This is a genomic window from Pandoraea cepalis (assembly GCF_902459665.1).
GTDB classification, from domain to species: Bacteria; Pseudomonadota; Gammaproteobacteria; order Burkholderiales; family Burkholderiaceae; genus Pandoraea; species Pandoraea cepalis.
Window position 1 is genome coordinate 13,076 of sequence record NZ_CABPSL010000024.1, and the last position, 20,123, is coordinate 33,198.

The 20,123-nt window shown below is 60.7% G+C and carries 16 protein-coding genes; 5 read left to right on the forward strand and 11 right to left on the reverse strand.

Annotation, left to right across the window (positions count from 1 at the left end):
* Positions 1-14 precede the first annotated feature (14 nt).
* On the forward strand, positions 15-884 hold the full coding sequence (locus PCE31106_RS21610; RefSeq protein ID WP_150564625.1) for a slipin family protein: 870 nt from the start codon (positions 15-17) through the stop codon (positions 882-884).
* Positions 885-921: 37 nt separating this feature from the next.
* On the opposite strand, the gene PCE31106_RS21615 is transcribed toward PCE31106_RS21610, so the two are convergent.
* The 3 genes from PCE31106_RS21615 to PCE31106_RS24080 form a co-directional block, all read right to left on the reverse strand.
* Positions 922-2,013 carry an AI-2E family transporter gene (locus tag PCE31106_RS21615; protein WP_150564626.1) on the reverse strand — a complete coding sequence of 364 codons (1,092 nt, stop codon included), beginning with the start codon at positions 2,011-2,013 and terminating at the stop codon, positions 922-924.
* A 387-nt stretch (positions 2,014-2,400) separates the two neighbouring features.
* Complete coding sequence (locus PCE31106_RS21620; RefSeq protein WP_150549837.1) at positions 2,401-2,862, reverse strand: BON domain-containing protein; 462 nt, start codon at positions 2,860-2,862, stop codon at positions 2,401-2,403.
* 441 nt (positions 2,863-3,303) lie between these two features.
* Complete coding sequence (locus tag PCE31106_RS24080; RefSeq protein WP_174975356.1) at positions 3,304-3,474, reverse strand: hypothetical protein; 171 nt, start codon at positions 3,472-3,474, stop codon at positions 3,304-3,306.
* 225 nt (positions 3,475-3,699) lie between these two features.
* On the opposite strand from PCE31106_RS24080, the gene PCE31106_RS21625 reads away from it, so the two are divergent.
* Positions 3,700-3,939, forward strand: coding sequence for a hypothetical protein (locus PCE31106_RS21625; protein ID WP_174975358.1), 240 nt, complete (start codon positions 3,700-3,702; stop codon positions 3,937-3,939).
* 185 nt (positions 3,940-4,124) lie between these two features.
* On the opposite strand, the gene pgm is transcribed toward PCE31106_RS21625, so the two are convergent.
* Both pgm and tkt read right to left on the reverse strand, forming a co-directional pair.
* On the reverse strand, positions 4,125-5,819 hold the full coding sequence (gene pgm, locus PCE31106_RS21630) for a phosphoglucomutase (alpha-D-glucose-1,6-bisphosphate-dependent) (RefSeq protein ID WP_150564627.1): 1,695 nt from the start codon (positions 5,817-5,819) through the stop codon (positions 4,125-4,127).
* Complete coding sequence (gene tkt / locus PCE31106_RS21635; RefSeq protein ID WP_150564628.1) at positions 5,816-7,924, reverse strand: transketolase; 2,109 nt, start codon at positions 7,922-7,924, stop codon at positions 5,816-5,818. Before tkt ends, pgm begins: the two co-directional genes overlap by 4 nt.
* 301 nt (positions 7,925-8,225) lie before the next feature.
* Between tkt and PCE31106_RS21640 the strand changes: the two genes are divergently transcribed.
* Both PCE31106_RS21640 and PCE31106_RS21645 read left to right on the forward strand, forming a co-directional pair.
* Complete coding sequence (locus tag PCE31106_RS21640) at positions 8,226-8,384, forward strand: DUF3309 family protein (protein ID WP_150549834.1); 159 nt, start codon at positions 8,226-8,228, stop codon at positions 8,382-8,384.
* Positions 8,385-8,510: 126 nt separating this feature from the next.
* On the forward strand, positions 8,511-8,687 hold the full coding sequence (locus tag PCE31106_RS21645; protein WP_150549833.1) for a CsbD family protein: 177 nt from the start codon (positions 8,511-8,513) through the stop codon (positions 8,685-8,687).
* Positions 8,688-8,768: 81 nt separating this feature from the next.
* On the opposite strand, the gene tal is transcribed toward PCE31106_RS21645, so the two are convergent.
* From tal to PCE31106_RS24585, 5 genes are all read right to left on the reverse strand, one after another.
* On the reverse strand, positions 8,769-9,842 hold the full coding sequence (gene tal, locus PCE31106_RS21650) for a transaldolase (RefSeq protein ID WP_150549832.1): 1,074 nt from the start codon (positions 9,840-9,842) through the stop codon (positions 8,769-8,771).
* 1,026 nt (positions 9,843-10,868) lie between these two features.
* On the reverse strand, positions 10,869-11,588 hold the full coding sequence (locus tag PCE31106_RS21655) for a Crp/Fnr family transcriptional regulator (protein ID WP_150550382.1): 720 nt from the start codon (positions 11,586-11,588) through the stop codon (positions 10,869-10,871).
* Between the two features lie 230 nt (positions 11,589-11,818).
* A complete protein-coding gene (locus PCE31106_RS21660) occupies positions 11,819-12,001 on the reverse strand; it encodes a hypothetical protein (RefSeq protein ID WP_150549831.1) in 183 nt (60 codons plus the stop codon).
* Positions 12,002-12,239: 238 nt separating this feature from the next.
* On the reverse strand, positions 12,240-13,520 hold the full coding sequence (locus PCE31106_RS21665) for an NRAMP family divalent metal transporter (protein WP_254441246.1): 1,281 nt from the start codon (positions 13,518-13,520) through the stop codon (positions 12,240-12,242).
* Positions 13,521-13,685: 165 nt separating this feature from the next.
* The gene (locus tag PCE31106_RS24585; protein WP_150564629.1) at positions 13,686-13,904 is read right to left on the reverse strand and encodes a YMGG-like glycine zipper-containing protein; all 219 of its coding nucleotides are present in this window, start codon (positions 13,902-13,904) and stop codon (positions 13,686-13,688) included.
* A gap of 581 nt (positions 13,905-14,485) precedes the next feature.
* Here PCE31106_RS24585 and PCE31106_RS21675 point away from each other — a divergent pair.
* The gene (locus tag PCE31106_RS21675) at positions 14,486-17,596 is read left to right on the forward strand and encodes a transglycosylase domain-containing protein (RefSeq protein ID WP_150564630.1); all 3,111 of its coding nucleotides are present in this window, start codon (positions 14,486-14,488) and stop codon (positions 17,594-17,596) included.
* Positions 17,597-17,708: 112 nt separating this feature from the next.
* Here the strand turns inward: PCE31106_RS21675 and ppsA are convergent, their stop codons facing one another.
* Positions 17,709-20,114, reverse strand: coding sequence for a phosphoenolpyruvate synthase (gene ppsA / locus PCE31106_RS21680; protein WP_150564631.1), 2,406 nt, complete (start codon positions 20,112-20,114; stop codon positions 17,709-17,711).
* Between the last annotated feature and the right edge of the window lie 9 nt (positions 20,115-20,123).

A 20,123-nucleotide genomic window follows, 5' to 3' on the forward strand; every position in this document is an offset into this window, starting at 1 on the left:
CAGGAGCGCCCAACATGAATTCCATCACTTCATTCCTGGTACTGGTTCTGCTTCTCGCGGGAGCCGTGGCTGGCGTCTACGTCAGTCCGTATCTGGCACCATGCTTTCTCGTCGCTGCCGTATTGCTGGGTTCGACGCTGAAGATGGCTAACGCATGGCAGAAGTTCGTGATCCTGCGCGCCGGCAAACTGCAAAGTGTGAAGGGCCCGGGACTGTTCATGATTCTACCGGTCATCGATAGCATCACGGCAGTGATCGACGAACGCATTCAAACCACGGCATTCAACGCCGAGCAAGCGCTGACAAAGGACACCGTGCCAGTCAACGTCGACGCGATCATCTTCTGGCACGTCGACGATGCCCAGAAGGCCGCCCTGGCGATCACGGATTACCGGCAGGCGATCGACCGGGTGTCTCAGACCTCCTTACGCGAGATGATAGGCGCGTCGATGCTATCGACCCTGCTTTCCGATCGGAAGGCATCGGACGAACAACTGCGCGCGGAAATCGGCGCCAAGACGGCCGCATGGGGCATCGCGGTGATGTCGGTGGAGGTGCGCGACGTCGCCATTCCGGTCGCCCTCCAGGACGCCATGTCGAGGCAGGCTCAGGCCGAGCGCGAAAAGCAGGCTCGCATGATTCTCGGATCTGCGGAAGCCATCGTCGCGGCGAAGTTTGTGGAGGCTGCGGCAGTTTACGAAGGACATCCGCAGGCGTTGCAACTGCGCGCCATGAATATCATCTACGAGACGACCAAAGAACGCGGCGCCACCATTCTGATGCCGTCCTCGATGGTCGACAGCATGAATCCGGTAGCGATATCGTTTGCTGTAGCCAGCACCGACCTGGGCAATTCGATGCCGGGACTGAAGACAGCCGCGTAGTCTCCGATCTACCGCATGTGGCGGGGCTGCCGTCGATCTAGTCGCCCAGGAGTTCCGCCACAGGCTGGAAGTGCTCCACGTGCTGCGATATGACCTTCACGATGACAATGATCGGGATGCTCAGCAGCATGCCGGCGATTCCCCAGAGCCAGCCCCAGAAAAGCAGCGAGACGAAGATGGCGACCGGATTCATCTTGGCGATCTTCCCGGTAATCCACGTGGAGACGAAGGTTCCGACGAGCGTCGCAATCGCAAGAGACGTCCCCGAGACCAGCAGCGCCATCGAGAACGATTGCAACTGCATGTACGCGGCCATACCGGTCGCCGCAGCGCTCACGCCCGGCCCGAGGTAGGGCACCACATGCAAAAGTCCCGTCGCCAGGGCCCAGGCCCCCGCGTTATCCAGACCCATTGCGCGAAACGCAACCCAACTGAGCCCGCCGACCAGCATATTGGTCACGAGCAGCATCAGCATGTATTGCTGTATGGAGTTGTTGATGTCGTCGAGAATGCGCACGGTGATTTTTTTCGACGATAGCGACGGCCCCGCCAACCGCACGAGCTTGCGCTTGAACGTGTCTCCGCTGACCAAAAGAAAAAATGCCAGCAGGATCACTGTCAGGGCTTGGGCAATGAATCCCAGCGCCCCCATTGAACCCACCCACAGAAAGGTGCTCAGCTTGAAAGCGGGCTGATCCAGCACGACATGCGTCACCGACTGCCTCGGCGGCGAGGACAGGTCGGAGGCCCGATTGGCCGCGTTCTCGATCGCCCCCGCAGCGGCTTTCATCTTTTGAAGATTGCCGAATGTGCCGCTGTGCAGGTTATCCAATAAGGTCGAGAACGTCCGTGTGACCGCAGGTAACTGCTCGACCACTCTGTCGATCTGATCGCGCAAGGGATAGCTGCCGGACACGAATATGCCGACGACGGCGAGCATCACGATAACGGCGCCAGCGTAACGTCCGACTCTTAGCTTCCCCAGCCCAACGACCAGAGGGTTGAGGGTGTAAGCAAGGAAGACGCCGAGCAGGACCGGGACGACAAATCGTTGCGCCCACTCAAGGGCGAATAGGACGGCGAGCGTCGCCAGAATGCCCAGTGCCAGGCCTCGCGCGTCCACTGGCATGCGCGGTGTCGGCTCGACCAGGGACGCTGCCGTGTCCACGCCTTCCGAGCTGTTCGCGGATAGGGGCGGGCTGGCGTCGGGTCGTTGCGAGATTGGGCCGCCATGACTTCCTATAGATCCGAAAAGACGAGCCGCGCCCCGGTTGATCCATGCGAATGACCACACGGTGGACCTCCTGATTCGTAGGAATATGCGAGCGAGTCCATAGGCTCGATCGATTGAAGGGCATGTGGCGTGATGCTCGTTTGCAAGCGGCACTTGCCGCTATGGGCAGCGCAAAATGAAACCCTTCGTGACAAACAGAAGCACCGCATAACGCGTGACAATCACCTCGCTTCCTCGGTGAGACTCACCGATCTCTTCATGCTGTTATCGAAGTTGTGCAAACTATCGCGGGCCAACGGTCAATCCCGAGCTATCTACGCGCTTGACGCCCTTGACATGTTCCGCAATGCGCTTCGCACCGCTGACGGCGTCTTGACTGGCAAGCGTCCCAGTCAACACGACTACGCCGTGGGTGGTCTTCACGCTGACGTTCGTGCCGTCGCTGATGCTATTCGCGAGGAGCTCGGATTTCACTTTGGTAGTAATCCAACTGTCGGACATGACACGTTCCGAACGGTGCATGTCGCTCTTGGCCTCAGAGGTCATGCTGCTGTCCTCGGCCTTTGCGGGCACAAGCGCGAGGCCAAGTGCGATTGCCAAGCCGCCAGTGAGCGCCCCGCGCCAAGCGGGCCGATGGACGCGAACCATGTTCAGCAGATGTTTCCTTGGCTTGGGAGTGGTGGGTCGCACATCGGTGCCGAGACCCTCGGCAACAGCGGGAACCACGGAAATTTGCGTAGTCATGGCGATCTCCGTATTACCACGGTGGCCTTAACCGGACGTCGGCATGACGTACGCGAGGCGAACCGGACGCGACCATTCACAATTCAGGCCGCGCTCAACCGCACGGCTGAGAAGCTCAGCATGCGCGTACGTCTGCGACATGTCAGTCCGCTACCGAACCGATGGGCCGCATTCGGCGTGCGGACTGTCAACGCTTGGGGCACTGGCGAATCGTCCAGGCGCGTACGTTGACGTACCGTATCTGGATGCGCGCGGGCATGGCGTAAGCGTGTCATTGACGATCATGGATGCGGGCTTCGTGGTGGGCGGGCAGTACGGCAAAGGATCGCTGCGCGTTGCAGACCACACTGTGGGATTAAATCGTTGTGATGCCGCGCATTGAACCGGGCCCCCGAATGGGGGCTCGGTCCGTTAGCGCACCAGACCTTTTGGTGTGGCGATTTACTCGTCGGAAAGCTGCACCAGCGCTGCTGTCTCGCCCGGTGTAGCCACGTTGACAAGCTTGTTTCTCGCACCGCAGCCGGGGCAATCGAAATAAAAGCCGAGGTCGTTGACTTCCGGAGTCACGTCCGGAAAGTCGCTCAACTCGCCGCACGTTCTGCATGTGAACATCTGCCTCTCCCTAACGTCTTGACGAAAGTGCTTTACCAGCCACTCGGCGCCGATGACCTAAGCCGCTCAAGGGTCGTCAGTGCCGCTCGAACCCATATCGATGGCGTGATGCAGAGGCTAAGGGCGGACGTCCCGAACGTCTGTCCGATAGCGAACAATCTTTGATCCGGGGAGGACGGGGAGGAGGGGCCGCCAGCGAACAGACGCAACCTCGGTGCGCAGATAATGCTAGACAACGCCAACAGGGCGCAGTCGTTGCTTAAAACACACGCCGATGGCGAAAACCATATGAGCGTCGTTGACGATTTGCGGTCATACGGTCAAGTTGCCAAGGCCCATGCCGACGGTATCGGGAAACTGATGCCCGCCTTAGAGGCGCGTTACAACAGCATGTCCGACGTGCAGAAGCACAATGCCGACCTGATATTCCGCAAGGAAGGTCATCAAGTGGGCCACAAGCGCTGAGAAGGCAGGAGTCTATGATGAAATCCTGGCTCACACGAAAACAAAGCACGAGTCCCATCAGGACGATCGGTCTTGCGTTGGTGATCCTGGGCCACTCGAGTTTCGATAGTGTGCGAGTGCCCTGACCGGCCGGGGTCAACTGATCACGAGGGGCCTGCTTCAGGCAGGCTTTGGGGAGACGCTTGCTATGAAGGCGGCGAGGTTACGTCGCCAAGCGCCTCTTCGACGATGGCTTGAGCCTCGTTCAGCAGTCGCTGCAGGTGGCGCTCGCCCTGAAAGCTCTCGCCATAGATCTTATAGATCGCTTCCGTGCCGGACGGGCGCGCGGCAAACCAGCCATGATCGGCCACCACTTTCAAGCCACCGATTGGCGCGTCGTTGCCGGGCGCCTGGGTCAGAATTGCATTGATCGGCTCTCCGGCGAGCCGCTCCGATCGCACCGTGTCGGCTGACAGGGCCGCGAGCGCAGCCTTCTGTGCGAGTGTCGCACTCGCTTCGCGCCGGGCCTCCACGGGTGAGCCCAATGCGTACGTCAGTGTCTTGTAAAGCGCTCCGGGGTCCCGCCCGGTGCGCGCCAGCATCTCGCCTGCCAGCAGTGCAGGGATCAGACCGTCCTTGTCGGTTGTCCAGACGGCACCGTCGCGCCGCAAGAAGCTCGTGCCTGCGCTTTCCTCTCCGGCGACCGCCAGGGATCCATCGAGCAGCCGGGCAGCAAACCATTTGAACCCGACGGGAACCTCGTAAAGACGGCGCCCGAGCTTCGACGCCAGACGGTCGATCAACTGGCTGCCGACAACGGTCTTGCCAATCGCGGCGTCGGCCGGCCACTCAGGGCGGTGCTCAAACAAGTACTCGACCGTCACGGCCAAATAGTGGTTGGGCGCAAGCAAGCCCCCGCCTGGCGTCACGATGCCGTGCCGGTCATGGTCGGTGTCGCAGGCGAAGGCGACGTCGAACGCATCTTTCTGTGCGATCAGGCCTTGCATCGCAAAGGCCGACGACGGATCCATTCGGATTCGGCCGTCCCAATCGGCGGTCATGAAGGCAAATGTCGGGTCCACGGTCGTCCGGGTGACCGTCAGATTGAGTCGATACCGATCGGCAATGGCCGGCCAATAGTGAACGCCGGCTCCCCCCAGTGGGTCAACGCCCATACGAATGCCTGAAGCACGCAACACATCCATGTCGATAACGTTGGGCAAGTCGTCGATATAGGTGTTCAGGAAGTCATAGGGGTGCGTCGTGGATGCGCGCATGGCCTGCTCGACGCTGATCCTTGGCATCGTTCGCAGTCCGCCGCGCAACAACTCGTTGGCTTGCGTCTCGATCCAGGTGGTCGCCGCAGACTCCGCCGGCCCGCCGTGCGGCGGGTTGTATTTGAAGCCGCCGTTATCGGGAGGGTTGTGCGACGGCGTGATGACGACACCGTCAGCGAGCCCTGCCGTACGCCCGCGATTGTATGTGACGACGGCATGCGACACCGCAGGCGTTGGCGTGTATTCGCCGCCCGCCGAAATCATCACGTCGAGACCGTTGCCCGCGAACACCTGCATGGCAGTTGCAAACGCCGGTTCGGACAAAGGATGCGTGTCGATGCCAACGAATATCGGTCCATCAATGCCATGCCGTTGGCGGTAGCCGCAGATGGCCTGACTGATCGCCAGGATATGCGCTTCGTTGAACGTCGTCAGGAACGACGAACCGCGATGGCCGGAGGTTCCGAACGCTACGCGCTGCGCCGGAACGTCCGGGTCGGGGGTGTTGCAATAGTAGGCCGTTACTAGACGCGAGACGTTGACCAGCTTGTCCGGCGAGATCTGCTGTCCAGCGTATGGGCTGACCGACGCGATCCGCGATGCAAGCGTTCTGGATTCGCTCATGACGGTGTCCCGCGCGACTTCGTACCGTGACGCATGAGCTGCGCCTTGGCGGCAGTGACGATATGCGCCACGTCGAAGCCGAAATGACATGCCAGCGCCTCGCGCGGGCCAGACTTGCCAAACGTGTGCATCCCGAAAATGGCGCCTTCATGCCCGGCATAGCGCTCCCATCCAAAGGTGGAAGCCTCCTCCACGGCAACTCGCGCGATGACGGAGGGCGGCAGAATGTGGTCGCGATACGCCAACGACTGACTCTCGAATATTTCCCACGACGGCATGCTGATCACCCGCGCGAAAATTCCATCCCGCTTCAGTTCGTCGTACGCCGCAGCGCACAACGCAACTTCGCTGCCAGTGGCCAGCAGCAGCACGTCCGGGGTACCGCCTTCGATGTTCATTTCCTCGCAGGCATCAACCAGGATATATGCGCCTCGGGCAACGCCTGCGGCACTTGCGTAACGTTGTCGATCAAGAATTGGCACGGCCTGACGGGTGAGTACGAGGCAGACCGGCCCGCGCTTGCGCTCCATGATGACGCGCCACGCCTCGGCGACTTCTGCGGCGTCGGCTGGACGCAGTACGGTCATGCCCGGCATGGCCCGCAGCGAGGCAAGTTGTTCGATCGGCTGGTGCGTGGGCCCGTCTTCCCCCAGGCTGATGGAGTCATGCGTCCAAACCGTGACGAGCGGCAGTTCCATCATCGCACCCAGCCGGAGTGCCGCCCGGCAGTAATCGCTGAAGATGAGAAAGCTGACGACAAACGGACGTAGCGACGACAGACTCATGCCGTTGGCTATCGCACACATGGCATGCTCGCGCGCGCCGAAGTGAAAGTTCCGGCCCCGATAGTTGCCGCCAGCCTGTGCGTCGGGGTTCTGGAAATCGCCCACGAGATCGAAGGTCAGGCGAGTAAGCGTCGATGGGGAGAGATCGGCAGCGCCCCCTAGTAACCAGGGTACACGCTCGGCAATGGCATTGAGCACTTGCCCCGATGCAGCGCGGGTCGAAAGACCGGCCGTCGTCGCGGTAAAAGCGGGTAGGGGGGCGTCCCACCCAGGGGGTAGCTCCCGCGCCTGCATTCGCTCCAGTGCATCGGTCAAGTCGGGATACTGGGCCCGATAGTCCGCAAAAAGCTCGAGCCAACGCGTATGGGCGTCGCGGCCACGGCGGCCGAGGCCTCCGTGCAAATGCGACGTTACGCCATCGGGCACGTCGAACTGCTTGTCGGGATCTCTGCCGAAAAATTCTTTGGCTAGACGCACCTCCGCCGCGCCGAGCGGCTCTCCATGAGCTTCACGCTTGTCCTGGCGGTGTGGCGCGCCATAGCCGATATGGCTTTGCACGATGATGAGGGTTGGCGCGTCGCCGGTGTCGAGAAAACCTTGGTAAGCACGCGACAACTGCGTCAGGTCATTGGCGTCGCTTACGCGCTCGACATGCCAGCCATACGATGCAAAGCGCGCACCGACGTCTTCGGTGAATGCCAGGCGGGTGGATCCTTCGATGGTGATGTGGTTGTCGTCGTATATCCAGCACAGATTGGCCAGCTTCAGATGACCGGCGAGCGAGGCGGCTTCGGCACCGAGCCCCTCCATCATGTCGCCGTCGCCGCAAAGCGCGTAGATGTTGTAGTGAAATAGCGGAAACCCCGGACGGTCGTAGGTTGCACTTAGCCATTTCTGTGCGATCGCCATACCCACGCTCGTGGCAATGCCTTGCCCAAGCGGACCGGTCGTGGTCTCGACACCCGTCGTCCAACCGTACTCGGGGTGTCCGGTGCATCGGCTTCCCGGTTGTCGGAAGGACTTAAGGTCGTCGATCGTCACGGCCAATTCGTCGGCTGCATCATCGCTCTTGACACCACAAACGTGCAGCAAGCTGTACAGCAGCGCACAGGCATGCCCGTTCGACAAGACAAAGCGATCCCGGCCAGCCCAGAGCGGATGGTCCGGGTCGTAACGCAGGAAACGTTGCCACAAACAATAAACCGTCGTAGCAGCGTCCATCGGCGTGCCCGGGTGCCCGGACTGTGCCTTTTGCACCGCGTCGATCGACAAGGTGCGCAGGGTGTCGACGCACAACTGATCAAGATCATCGTGCTGCATCGCTGGCATCTCCATCGAATGGTGAAACGGTTGACTGCTACGCCCTTTGACTCACGAAGGTATTGCGATCTGGCAACATCGCTCGCTCGACACTAGGAGCGTTTGTTCGGTAGGTCTGTCCACTACCGAACAGAAATCCATTGCCGCACCACCTGATCGCGGCGCTGATCAGAGGCTTCCAATACCGAACGAGCCTCGTTCGCCGTCTTAGTACGGCACCGAACCGACGTGCCGTCGTTGTGCGACTACCCTTATTGTGAGGGCCTGGAAATCTCCCTCTAACCAAAGCAGGGAGTAAATCATGTCGTTAGGAATTGTGGCGCTGATTGTTCTGGTACTTCTGTTGGTAGGAGCATTCCCAGCCTGGTCGTACAACTCGGGTTGGGGATTTGCGCCGAGCGGCGCAGTGGGATTGCTGCTGGCCGTCGTGATTGTTCTGCTCTTGATGGGTCGACTATGAGGCGCGCAATCCAGATCTTGCTCGACACCGTCAATCGGCGTGTGACGCATGTCGCCACGAAAGCGCGCGACACCCGAACCCCGGTCAAGGGGCTCAATTTCTTATCCACCGAGAACGTAAATCATCATGAACAAAGACCAAGTGAAAGGCCGGGTCAAGGAAGCCGTCGGCAAAATCAAAGAGGTCACCGGTAAGGTGGTCGGCAACACGAAATTGGAGGTCGACGGCAAGATCGAGAAGCATGTCGGCAAAGTTCAGTCAGTCGTCGGCGACGCACGCCACGATCTGAAGAAGCACACGTAAAGGAATCGCCGGACCCCGTCACACGCGACGCTTCGGCCATCAGTGCGCTCGGGGCGTACGCTGTGCCGCCGGGTTCGGGTGTCAGTCGGGTGTGCGCTTGTCGGCAATGGCCTGCATGAGTTCAGTCCATGCCTGCCGAAACGACGCAACGCCTTCGCGCTGAAGGCGTGCGGCGAGTGCTGCGACGTCGATGCCGGCGTGCGCGAAGTCTGCGAGCACCGGATCGGCGTTACCACCATCCTCGCGCATGACACTGATCAATTCGCCGTGCGTCGCAAATGCCAGAAGGGTTGCCTCCGGCACCGTGTTTATCGTATCCGGTGCGGCAAGTGCTTCAACGTAGTAGCCCGGCGAGAGTTCCCGGCTCTTGACTCCCGTACTGGCCCACAACAGGCGCTGGGAGCTTGCACCAGCTTCGGACAACTCGTGCCACATCGGGTGCGACATGCGCTCACGGTAGGCGCCGTACGTTTGTTTGGCCACAGCCACGCCGAGACGGTTGCGCAATCCGAACGGCACCTCCCCCGTGATGGCGGTGTCCCAGCGGCTGACGAAAAGCGATGCCACGGATGCCACGTGCAGATCAAGCCCGGCATCACGCCTGCGCGCCAGGCCTCTCCAGTAGGCGTTTGCCGCCTCTACGTATTGCTCCCGAGAGAAAAGGAGCGTGACATTGATCGGCACGCCGGCAAAGATTGCCTCCTCGATCGCGACGAGGCCGATCGCCGTGCCGGGGATCTTGATGAACAGATTGGGACAATCGGCGCTTGCATGCAGGCGCTTGGCGGCTGCTACTGTTCCGACGGCGTCTTCGGCGAGCCACGGCGACACTTCCAGCGAGACCCATCCATCGACACCGTCGGTCTTTTGGTGCACCGGAAGGAACAGCCCGGCCGCCTGGGTCAGGTCCTTGATCGCAAGGGAGAAGAACAACGCTTCGTCGGTGAGCGTCGGATCGGCCGGCTTCGCGATGTCCATGTCGTACGCTGCGGTATCGCGAATCGCCTTGAGGAATATGCTCGGATTCGACGTCAAACCTGTGACGTCGTATTCATCTCGGTAACAGGCCAGCGTCCCGTCAACCAGCAAGCATCGCGTGATGTTGTCGAGCCACAGACTCTGCCCGAGCGCCTGCAATTTCCGAGTGGCTTTCATGGAACCTCGCCGAAGGCGTTTCGCAAGACGTTATCGAGCTGCAGCTATTCCGGTATAGACCTCACGTTACACGGCAGACCGACGCCGATACGGTACGTCAGCGTACCAATCCACCGACACGATCGGGGCAGGGATGACGCATCGCGGCGCGAGATCGGCCGGTTCAGTGTTTGTCATATTCCGCAGCATTTCTTCATCGCCATGTGCGATACCGGACGGACACCCCATATCCCCCACGAGCAAAGTGGTCACGAGCCATGGGCATAGGCACGCACGTGAGTCTACGGAGAGGGTTATGACACCGAGTCAGGTCAGAGAGCGAATCAGAGAGTTGGAAGCGAAATTCTCACGCATCAAAGAAGATTTCTTCCATGTCGTGCATAGTCAGGAAGACGCGCCTCGCAGAAATGACGAGGCGACGCCGTCAGGCGAGGCGGGTGAAATCAGGGAGGATCTCACCAGGGACCGTTAGGACTATCAGGCGCCGACCATTTGTGTTGAGAGACGTACGGAGGGCATAGGTGCCGGTTACCCCGGCGAAAATGCCGTTCTCGGAGGAGGGTGCCATGAAAGCGGTTCGAAGTTTGCTATTGATGCTTGTCGTCGTCACGTTGGGCGGCTGTTGGTGGGGACCCGGCCCCGGTTACGATCACGGGGGCTATGGGCAAGGCGGTTACGACCACGGGGCAGATGGCCACGGCGGTTATGGTCGTGGGGGAGATGGCCACGGCGGTTACGACCGCGGGGGCGGCCCGGGACGAGAAAGATAAGTGGAGCCCCGTTCAGAGCCCGCGCAAGTGTCGCGCGGACAACGCGGACAACCTGCACCGGAGCAAACAGGACAAGCGCCTCGTGAAAGGCGGCAAGGCGGTGGGGACTAGGGGCGAGACGCTGGACACTGTGAATCGCACCGCTAACTCGGCCAACGGCAGACATTCCCGATTACAGCGGGTTGGGGCGAACGAAATGCCAGTGCGGCAAGACTCGATGAAACGCTCGTTGACACTCCCGCTGGCGGGGGCGACGTCAAATGGCCTGGATCTCGGGAAGCAATCGATCGAACTCCCGTTTCACCACACCATAGCACTCGCAGACACGCTTTTCGAGTCCGGCCCGGTCCAGCACTTCGATATGCCCGTGGCTGTAACGGATAAGCCCGGCAGTCTGAAGCTTGAGCGCGGCTTCCGTGACGCCGGATCTGCGTACGCCCAGCATGTTGGCGATCAACTCCTGTGTCATCCGCAACTCGTTGGACGGCAGGCGATCGAGACTCAATAACAGCCAACGGCACAGTTGCTGGTCGATCGAGTGGTGGCGGTTACAGACGGCCGTTTGCGCCATTTGCGTAATCAATGCCTGGGTATAGCGCAATAGCAAACGTTGCATGGGCCCAGCGCGCCTGAACTCTTCCTTGAGCAACCGGGCGCTCAGCCGATAGGCGTACCCGGCGCTTTGCACGATCGCTCGGCTCGGCGTTGTTTCGCCGCCCATGAAGAGGGCGATGCCGACGACACCCTCCTTGCCCACAATGGCAATCTCGGCCGACGAGCCGTCTTCCATCACATAAAGCAATGAAACGATTGCTGTGGTAGGGAAATACACATGATCCAGACGGTCTCCGGACTCGTAAATGACCTTGCCAAGTGGCATTTCGATCAACGTCAACTCTGGGGCGATTCGCGCCCACTCGTCGTCCGGCAAGACGGACAGCAGATCGTTGGCGTCTTTGTTCGGTTGCGCAAGCATGCCTTTCCTCTCTTCCATGCCCTGAGATCGGACACGTGCGCGTCTGAATCGCTGCGTAATGAGTGCGTTGAGTGAATCGATGGCGCTACCATGATTGAACGAGGCTCTGCGTGGCAGGGCTCCCTGGCGGTTGCTCTGAGCTGTTGCCGCTCAACAGCTCACTTCTGAATTTTTTTCCGCCGTAATGAAAATGTCAATCACTCATTGCCAGAGAGCCTTCGGCGATCCTTTCACGCATGGATGAAAAAATCCAGGGCGGGTAGCCATCGGGACGATCGTCCGCCTTCCTCTTCCCAAACAAGAACTGCCGCCTGATACCGGTCACGCTCCTGCTTGGTGAGAGAAAGCCGAGTCTCGCGGATCGCCAGTTGCAAGGCGATCATTCGCTTGCTTAATTGCTTGTGGCCTCTCATGGTCGTTGTCCTCGCCCGCAACTTCCAGGCATTAGTCCGAGTGAACTCGCGTCCTGAGCGCTTGTCGCGTCATTCACAATAGGCCCAACTCCAACGATGATCCGTACGTAAGCGTACGAACTATGGCGTGCTGGACGCCCCCCGCGTCTGATATCGAACACGCAGTCATCGTTGCACAGCAATGCACCTATTGGAAAGGGCATAGCAATCGCGTCACGTGCTTCGGCACGCAAACAACTCACCGCCCCCATGTGGCGAACATGGTGAGGACTGCGCAAGCCATGGTGCCGGTGGCTAGCCAGCCCAGCGATTTTAGCCGCAGACTGATCGCAAATTTACCCATCACGTCGCGTCTGCCCGCCATCAGCATCAAGATTGTCATGATCGGGACGGCAATTACGCCATTAATCACGGCGCTCCAGAAGAGCGCCTTGATGGGATCAATGGCGGTGAAATTCAACGCCAGACCTAGCAGGGTGGCGAGCGTCAATATCATGTAGAAGCCACGTGCCTGTAGGACTTCGCGCCCCAGACCAATGCGCCATTCGAAAGCCTCGGCGACTGCATAGGCCGACGAACCCGCCAGCACCGGCACCGCCAACAGCCCGCATCCGATAATGCCGGCAGAGAACAGCAGGAACGAGACTTCGCCGGCAAGCGGCCGTAGGGCTGCGGCTGCCTGCGCCGACGTCTGGATGTCTCTCACTCCGTGCTGATATAGCGTGACAGCGGAAGTCAGTATGATGAAGAAGGCGATCACGTTCGAGAACGCCATTCCGATATAGGTGTCGATTCTGATGCGGCGCAAGTTTCGCCGCGCTTGCGATGGGGCCTCGGTCAGCGGCTCCTGCCCCTTTGTTGCGCGCTGGACCTCCACCTCCTGAGACGCTTGCCAGAAGAACATGTAGGGACTGATGGTCGTGCCGAACACCGCGACAACCGCCACGATGTAGCCGCCGTTGAATGACAGATCGGGAATTACGGTCCGATACAGCACGTCCCCCCAAGAAATCTTGACACTGAAGACCGTGGCCACATACGCGAGCAGCGCAAGCGTAAGCACCTTAAGAATGGGGGCATAACGCGGAAACGGGATGAAAACCTGCAACGTCAGCGACCCCATGCCGAAAGCGACCGCGTACCAGACAGCCGGACCACCGATCAGGAGCTTCAATGCCACCCCCATCGCACCGACATCCGCCGCGATGTTGATCGTGTTTGCCACAAGCAAAAGTCCAACGAGGACATACAGTATCCAGCCGGGGTAGTGCTTTCGAATATTCGCCGCGATGCCGTCCCCGGTGACGCGACCGATTTGCGCACTCACCACCTGAATTCCGATCATGAGCGGATACGTCGCCAAAGCCGTCCACAGCAAGCCGTAGCCGAATGCTGCGCCTACCTGGGAATAGGTGGCGACGCCGCTCGGGTCATCGTCTGCCGCGCCGGCAATCAACCCTGGTCCCAGCTTCTCCCAGAGCGATTGGTTCTTATGGAGTGCAGTGCGGTCGAGCGACACGATATCCACCCCGTGAGAGGAGACCGACCGAATATCTCGGTCACATCAGGCGATTTTGCCAATCTGGTCGGTACGCTCGTCAACCGAGGGACCGGCTGTCCGTGCTCCGCGGCGGCGGTATGCTCATCATTTCGAAAAGGACTCGGCAAGGGAAGACGGCGAATGCTATTTGCCGATCACATTCCCAACGACGCCACCGACAACAGCGCCCCCGACGGTGCCCACCGCACTCCCGCCGGTCAGTACTGCGCCGGCCACCCCACCCACGCCTGCTCCTACCGCAGTATCTGTGCCGCGCCGCGACATCCCCGCGCAGCCGCTCAAACTGGCCGCGATGACAAGAACGGAAATTCCCCAAGACAACATACATTTGGCATTGTCCATTTAACTAGCCTCCCGGCACTATCGCCTAGATGACGAGTACGGCCGATCTCAATCGTTGCCCCCTCAGGGAGTTCTGACTGGAAATTTGTGAACTGTCGTAGTGTCGACGACGGCCTGAGGCGAGTCATCCGCACAGTGCGGTCGAGATGTGTGAAAGAGATATGCCATCCCGCTGCCTGCGTGCGCTTCTGCGAAGGTTTGTGTGCCATGGCTATCGGCGCGCAGAAGCGCGGCGGTTTCATGGCTTGCACACTCAAACGGCATAGTTGAGAGTTCCACAATGCGTCATTTGGCCGGGGCAATCGGTTCGGTAGCCGACGCTGGCGGACAGGAATATCGCGCTGTGGTGTCAGCGCATTCTGACGTTCGTTGTGACATTCCCGAGTCGCTGTTAGCGCCGACGTAAAACTGACCCGCCTGGGAGAGGATGGCGGATTTTGCCGCCGATGCTGACTCCGGAGCAAGCAGTGGATGGTTTGAGGTGAACAGAGACAATGCGCGGGAAACTCCGCATGGCGGTTTATCAGGGAAATGTGCTCGACTAACATCGGCATGGCTCGTGCAGCCCGGAAGACCCAATCATGGATCGGCATCTGATTCAAGTACCGCTTCGCGCAGCTGCCACCCCATCTTCTGTGCGGTGGATCAAGTGGCTGCTGCTCGCCGGTTTTGTGATCGTCCTTGCGATCGCGGCGCAACTTCTTCGAATCGAAATCGGAACCTCGCGGCTGCAGGCGCGCTACCTGTCCGAACTGGGACACGACATCCACTTCGCGGTTGCCGACGGCCCAAGCGACACCGTCCGATTCCCGGTAGCCGGCGGTCCGTACGACATGCGTCTCGGCTACGCGTCGTTGCCCACCTTCGCGCGGCGCCTGGCCGACCGCGGCTTTTCCATTACGGCACAGGCGCGCGACTCACCCATGATGACGTCAGTGGCAGACCATGGGCTGTTTCTGCCTTACGAGGAAAAGGATCAGGCTGGACTGCAACTGTTCGATGCAACGGGAATACCGCTTTATAGCGCACGCTACCCAGAGCGAATCTACAGCCGCTTCGAGGCGATTCCGCCACTGATCGTCAACGCGTTGCTATTCATCGAGGACCGAAGTTTGCTTGATGCAAATCAGCCGAGCCGCAACCCGGCAATCGACTGGGGACGTTTCAGTCGTGCGTTGTACGACCGGGGCGTGCGCATGTTCATCAGGAGCCAGCCGAGCCCGGGCGGTAGCACCCTCGCCACCCAGATCGAAAAATTCCGTCATTCGCCCGGCGGCCGCACCGCGACGCCGCCGGAAAAATTGCGGCAAATCGCGTCTGCGTCCGTACGCGCCTATCTCGGCGGCCCGATGACGCTACCGGCGCGCAGGCAGATCGTCGTCAGCTACCTGAACACGGTGCCGCTTGCCGCGCAGCCCGGCATGGGCGAAATCGAGGGCATCGGCGACGGCCTCGCGATCTGGTATGGACGCGACTTCGACGACGTGAATCGCCTGCTGTCGGCACCTCCGCATGCCGACACACTCGGTGCGCAGGCGATCGCGTTCAAACAGGCGCTGTCGCTGATCATTGCGCAGCGCGCGCCGTCATATTTCCTGAGCCGGAACAACGCCGCGCTCGAACAACTGACGGACAGCTATGTGCGCTTGCTGGCGAGCAACGGGATCATCTCGACGCCGCTGCGCGACGCCGCACTCATGGTCCATCTCGAACTGAAGCACGCGAGCCCGACTCACCCGCAGGCATCGTTTGTCACGCGCAAGGCGGTGACTGCGTTGCGTGCGGATTTGCTCAATACGCTCGGCGTGGCGAGCTTCTACGATCTCGACCGCCTCGACCTCTCCGTACACGCGACACTTGACGACCGGGTGCAGCAGGCGGTTGGCGAAAGGCTCGCGCTTGCCACCACCCCCGGGGGTGCGAAGGCGGCAGGCCTGTATGGCTTCGAGATGCTGCGCCCGCAGGACGATCCGTCGCGAATTGCCTTCAGCTTCACGCTGTTCGAGCGGAGTCACGGCGCGAACCTCATGCGCGTGCAGACTGACAGCGTGAACCAGCCGTTCGACGTCAACCAGGGCGCGCGCCTGAATCTCGGTTCGACGGCCAAGCTACGCACGCTGATTACGTATCTGCAAATCGTTTCGGAATTGCACGCGCGCTACGCGCCGATGAGCACGGATGATCGGCGCCACGTCAAACCCGACAGGCAGGACGTGCTGACGCGCTGGGCGCTCGATTATCTGTCGCACACGCCGGATCGCTCGCTGCGCGCAATGCTCAATGCCGCCGTCGAACGCAAGTATTCCGCGAGCACTGGCGAGACGTTTTATACGGGCGGTGGTGCGCAGACATTCACCAATTTTGACGCGACGGACAACGGCAGCATCCTCACCGTTCATCGGGCGTTCCAGCGTTCGGTGAATCTGGTGTTCGTGCGACTGATGCGAGATATCGTGCGCTACGAGATGATCCAGACCGCGGGGCCGTCATCGCAATGGCTCGACGACCCGGTCGTGCGCGGAAAGTATCTTATGCGGTTTGCCGGTCAGGAAAGCCGCGTCTACGAGCATCGCTTCTATGCGAAATACCACGGCAAGACGCCCGACGAGGCGCTGGCGACGCTGCTGCACGAAGTGCGCAAGTCGCCGCCGAAGACTGCAACGGTCTTGCGCAGCGTCGCGCCCGACGCAGCCGAAACATGGTTTGACGCGCAGATGCGCGCCACGCTCAAGGGCACGCCAGCGGTGTTGCTGACGCCCGAGGATCTCGCGAAGCTCTACGTGAAGTACGGCATCGACAGGTTCAACCTGAACGACCGAGGTTATATCGCCAGCGTGCATCCGCTCGAACTGTGGACGGTCAACTACCTGCGCGATCATCCGGATGCGACGGAAGCGGATGTGCAAGCCGCCAGCCGCGATGCACGCGTCGCTGCGTATTCGTGGCTCTTCAAAACGCGCTATCGCGCGACGCAGGATCGCCGGATCAGGCGCATGGTGGAGTTGCAGGCGTATGAGGAAATCGGCACATCGTGGCGCGCGCTGGGTTATCCGTTTGCGGCGATCACGCCGTCGTATGCCGCGGCGATAGGCGCGTCGGGTGATCGACCCGCCGCGCTCGCACAACTGATCGGGATCGTCGCGAGCGGCGGCACGGCGTTGCCAGCCCGGAACCTCACCGCGCTCGACTTCGCGCAGAACACGCCCTACGAGACGCATTTCGTGCACGCGCCCGTTGGCGGACAGACGGCGCTGTCGCCCGAGATCGTCGAAGTGGTGCACGGACTGTTGCGCGACGTAGTCCTTGGCGGCACGGCGAAGCGGTTGGCGGACGGCATGCCGGTCTCTAACGGTCGGGGGCTGGATGTCTACGGCAAGACAGGTACTGGCGATCAGCGCTTCAACGTATTCTCGCGAGGGCGACGACTAATCGAATCGCGCAAGGTGAATCGGACGGCAACCTTCGTCTTCGTGATCGGCAATCGTTTTTTTGGCGCGCTCACCGCCTATGTGCACGAGCCATATGCGGCACGTTACGACTTTACGAGTGCGATGGCGGTGCAGTTGTTGAAGTCCATGGCACCGGTGCTTCAGCCATTGCTTGACGTGGAGGCGACTCGGGTTTCGAACCGATCTCTCGATAGGTCCACAGGGGATGCGGTGGTGGCGGGCGCGAGGTCAGCGCGACAATAGCCGTATGCGATCGCGCAATCCGGCCGCTATGTCTTCGGCCGGGTTGCGCGTCTTCACGGTGACAATGCCTGTCGTGGCCGATCCCGCCTTGCCGGGATGGGCCCGTACATCGCTATATTGCCGGGGCCTTCGGTGCCACCCCCTCCGCGGCAGCCACGCGGCGCTTGACCGCGATGAAGCTGTCAGGACTCACCGAAATGGAATCGATGCCGCATCCCACAAGGAAGACGGCAAACTCCGGGTGGTCGCTCGGCGCCTGTCCGCACAAACCGACGTCGGCGCCGGCTTTGTGTGCCTGCGTGATGACGCTCTGGATCATCCATTTGACGGCGTCGTCCTGCTCATCGAACAGTTCCGCAAGATCCGCCGAGTCGCGATCAACGCCGAGCGTCAGTTGCGTGAGGTCGTTACTGCCAATCGAGAACCCGTCGAAGCGTTGCGCGAAAGCCTTCGCCAGAATCACGTTCGACGGGATCTCGCACATTACGTAGATCTTGAGTCCGGCTTCGCCGCGCCGGATGCCGTTCTCGGCCATGACCTCGAGCACGCGGTCTGCCTCCTTTGTTGAGCGGCAGAATGGGATCATGACGATGACATTCCTGAAGCCCATCTCGTTGCGCAGGCGGCAAATGGCCCGGCATTCGAGCGCGAAGCCCTCCCGGTAGCGGGGAGAGTAGTACCGTGAGGCACCCCGGAATCCGAGCATGGGATTCTCCTCCTTCGGCTCGAATTCCGCGCCGCCGATCAGGTTCGCGTACTCGTTGGTCTTGAAGTCGCTCATGCGAACGACAACGGGATGGGGGTGCTGCACCGCGGCAATCCGTCCCAATCCACGTGCGAGACGATCGACGAAGTACTCCGTCGGGTCTTCGTACCCCGCCGTCAACGCGGCGATGGTCTGCTTGGCGACTTCGTCCTTGAGTGTCTCGTAGCGCACAAGCGCCATCGGATGGATCTTTATAGAATTGCTCACTACGAATTCCATTCGTGCGAGCCCGACACCATCTGCTGGAATCCGCCACCAGCGAAACGCTGCCGCCGGATTGGCGAGGTTTAGCATGACCTTGGTGCGTGTCGTCGGGATACGGCCAAAATCGATCTCCTCGACCTCAAAGTCGGCGGTGCCCTCGTAGACGAATCCCTCGCGGCCTTCCGCGCAGGACACAGTCACCACCTGCTCGTCGTGCAGCAGATGGGTCGCATTGCCCGCACCCACGATGGCCGGAAGCCCAAGTTCGCGACTGACGATCGCGGCGTGTGATGTGCGGCCACCCTGGTCGGTGATGATGGCCGCGGCGCGCCGCATAACAGGCACCCAGTCCGGGTCCGTGGTCCGGGTGACGAGGATGGCGCCGTCGACGAAGCGCCCCATGTCGCGCGGGCTTTCGATAACGCAGACGTTGCCGGCTGCAATGGCTTCGCCGATGCTTATCCCGGTGATGAGCTTGCGACCTGCCTTCTTGATGCGCCAGGTTTTCACTGCGCTGGCTTCGCGACGTGACTCGACCGTCTCCGGCCGGGCCTGCACGATGAACAGCTCCCGGGTATGGCCGTCTTTTGCCCATTCGATATCCATCGGCTGGCCGTAGTGCTGCTCGATCACACAGGCCCATCGCGACAAGGTCAGGATCTCCTGATCGCTCAAAACGAAGGTCGTGCGCTCGGCTTTCGATGTCGGGACGTTCTTTGTCGGTCGCGCGGTCTCGCTCGTGTAGATCATCTTGAGAACTTTGTCGCCCAGTTTCTTCCCGACGATAGGCGCCAACGATGGCTCCGACAGAAGCGGTTTGAATACCTCATACTCGTCAGGATCGACCACGCCCTGGACCACGTTCTCGCCGAGCCCCCAGGCCGCATTGATCAGGACGGACTTGTCAAATCCAGTCTCCGTGTCGATGGAGAACACGACACCGGCGCCCCCCAGATCGGATCGCACCATACGTTGCACACCGACTGACAGCGCGACCTTCAGATGATCGAAGCCCTTCGCCTGGCGGTAGCTGATCGCCCGGTCTGTGAAAAGCGACGCGTAGCATTGCCGGCAGGCATCGAGCAACGCACGCTCGCCGCGGATGTTGAGATAGGTTTCCTGCTGCCCGGCAAAGCTCGCGTCCGGCAGATCCTCGGCGGTCGCACTCGATCGCACGGCGACGTCCAGGTCGGCCTGTCCCGTGCGGTGGTTCAACTCGTCGTAAGCGAGCCGGATAGCCTCGGCGGTCTCCTTTGGCCAATCGCCCCGAAGCATGGCCCGGCGGATTGTTTGTCCGGCCTCGGCCAGGGAAAGCTTGCAGTCACCCAATTCGCCGAGCACCGAGGCGATTGTCTGTTGCAACCCGTTCGCGTCGATGAAGCGCCAGTAAGCATCGGCTGTGAGTGCAAAGCCCGGTGGGACATTAACGCCCCGGTTCGCGAGATTTGCGATCATCTCGCCGAGCGACGCGTTCTTGCCGCCGACGCGCGGAACGTCGGTTCGTCGCAGTTCCTCAAACCAGACAATCTGTGATTTGTCATTGGCCATGTATGGGTC

Bases quoted from the DNA above. Each gene is read 5' to 3' on its own strand.
- PCE31106_RS21660 (WP_150549831.1), bottom strand. From the start codon at position 12,001: ATGAGAGGCCACAAGCAATTAAGCAAGCGAATGATCGCCTTGCAACTG.
- PCE31106_RS24080 (WP_174975356.1), bottom strand. From the start codon at position 3,474: ATGTTCACATGCAGAACGTGCGGCGAGTTGAGCGACTTTCCGGACGTG.
- tal (WP_150549832.1), bottom strand. From the start codon at position 9,842: ATGAAAGCCACTCGGAAATTGCAGGCGCTCGGGCAGAGTCTGTGGCTC.
- PCE31106_RS21620 (WP_150549837.1), bottom strand. From the start codon at position 2,862: ATGACTACGCAAATTTCCGTGGTTCCCGCTGTTGCCGAGGGTCTCGGC.
- PCE31106_RS21645 (WP_150549833.1), top strand. From the start codon at position 8,511: ATGAACAAAGACCAAGTGAAAGGCCGGGTCAAGGAAGCCGTCGGCAAA.
- PCE31106_RS21610 (WP_150564625.1), top strand. From the start codon at position 15: ATGAATTCCATCACTTCATTCCTGGTACTGGTTCTGCTTCTCGCGGGA.
- PCE31106_RS21655 (WP_150550382.1), bottom strand. From the start codon at position 11,588: ATGCTTGCGCAACCGAACAAAGACGCCAACGATCTGCTGTCCGTCTTG.
- tkt (WP_150564628.1), bottom strand. From the start codon at position 7,924: ATGCAGCACGATGATCTTGATCAGTTGTGCGTCGACACCCTGCGCACC.
- ppsA (WP_150564631.1), bottom strand. From the start codon at position 20,114: ATGGCCAATGACAAATCACAGATTGTCTGGTTTGAGGAACTGCGACGA.
- PCE31106_RS21675 (WP_150564630.1), top strand. From the start codon at position 14,486: ATGGATCGGCATCTGATTCAAGTACCGCTTCGCGCAGCTGCCACCCCA.
- pgm (WP_150564627.1), bottom strand. From the start codon at position 5,819: ATGAGCGAATCCAGAACGCTTGCATCGCGGATCGCGTCGGTCAGCCCA.
- PCE31106_RS21640 (WP_150549834.1), top strand. From the start codon at position 8,226: ATGTCGTTAGGAATTGTGGCGCTGATTGTTCTGGTACTTCTGTTGGTA.
- PCE31106_RS21625 (WP_174975358.1), top strand. From the start codon at position 3,700: ATGCTAGACAACGCCAACAGGGCGCAGTCGTTGCTTAAAACACACGCC.
- PCE31106_RS24585 (WP_150564629.1), bottom strand. From the start codon at position 13,904: ATGGACAATGCCAAATGTATGTTGTCTTGGGGAATTTCCGTTCTTGTC.
- PCE31106_RS21615 (WP_150564626.1), bottom strand. From the start codon at position 2,013: ATGCCAGTGGACGCGCGAGGCCTGGCACTGGGCATTCTGGCGACGCTC.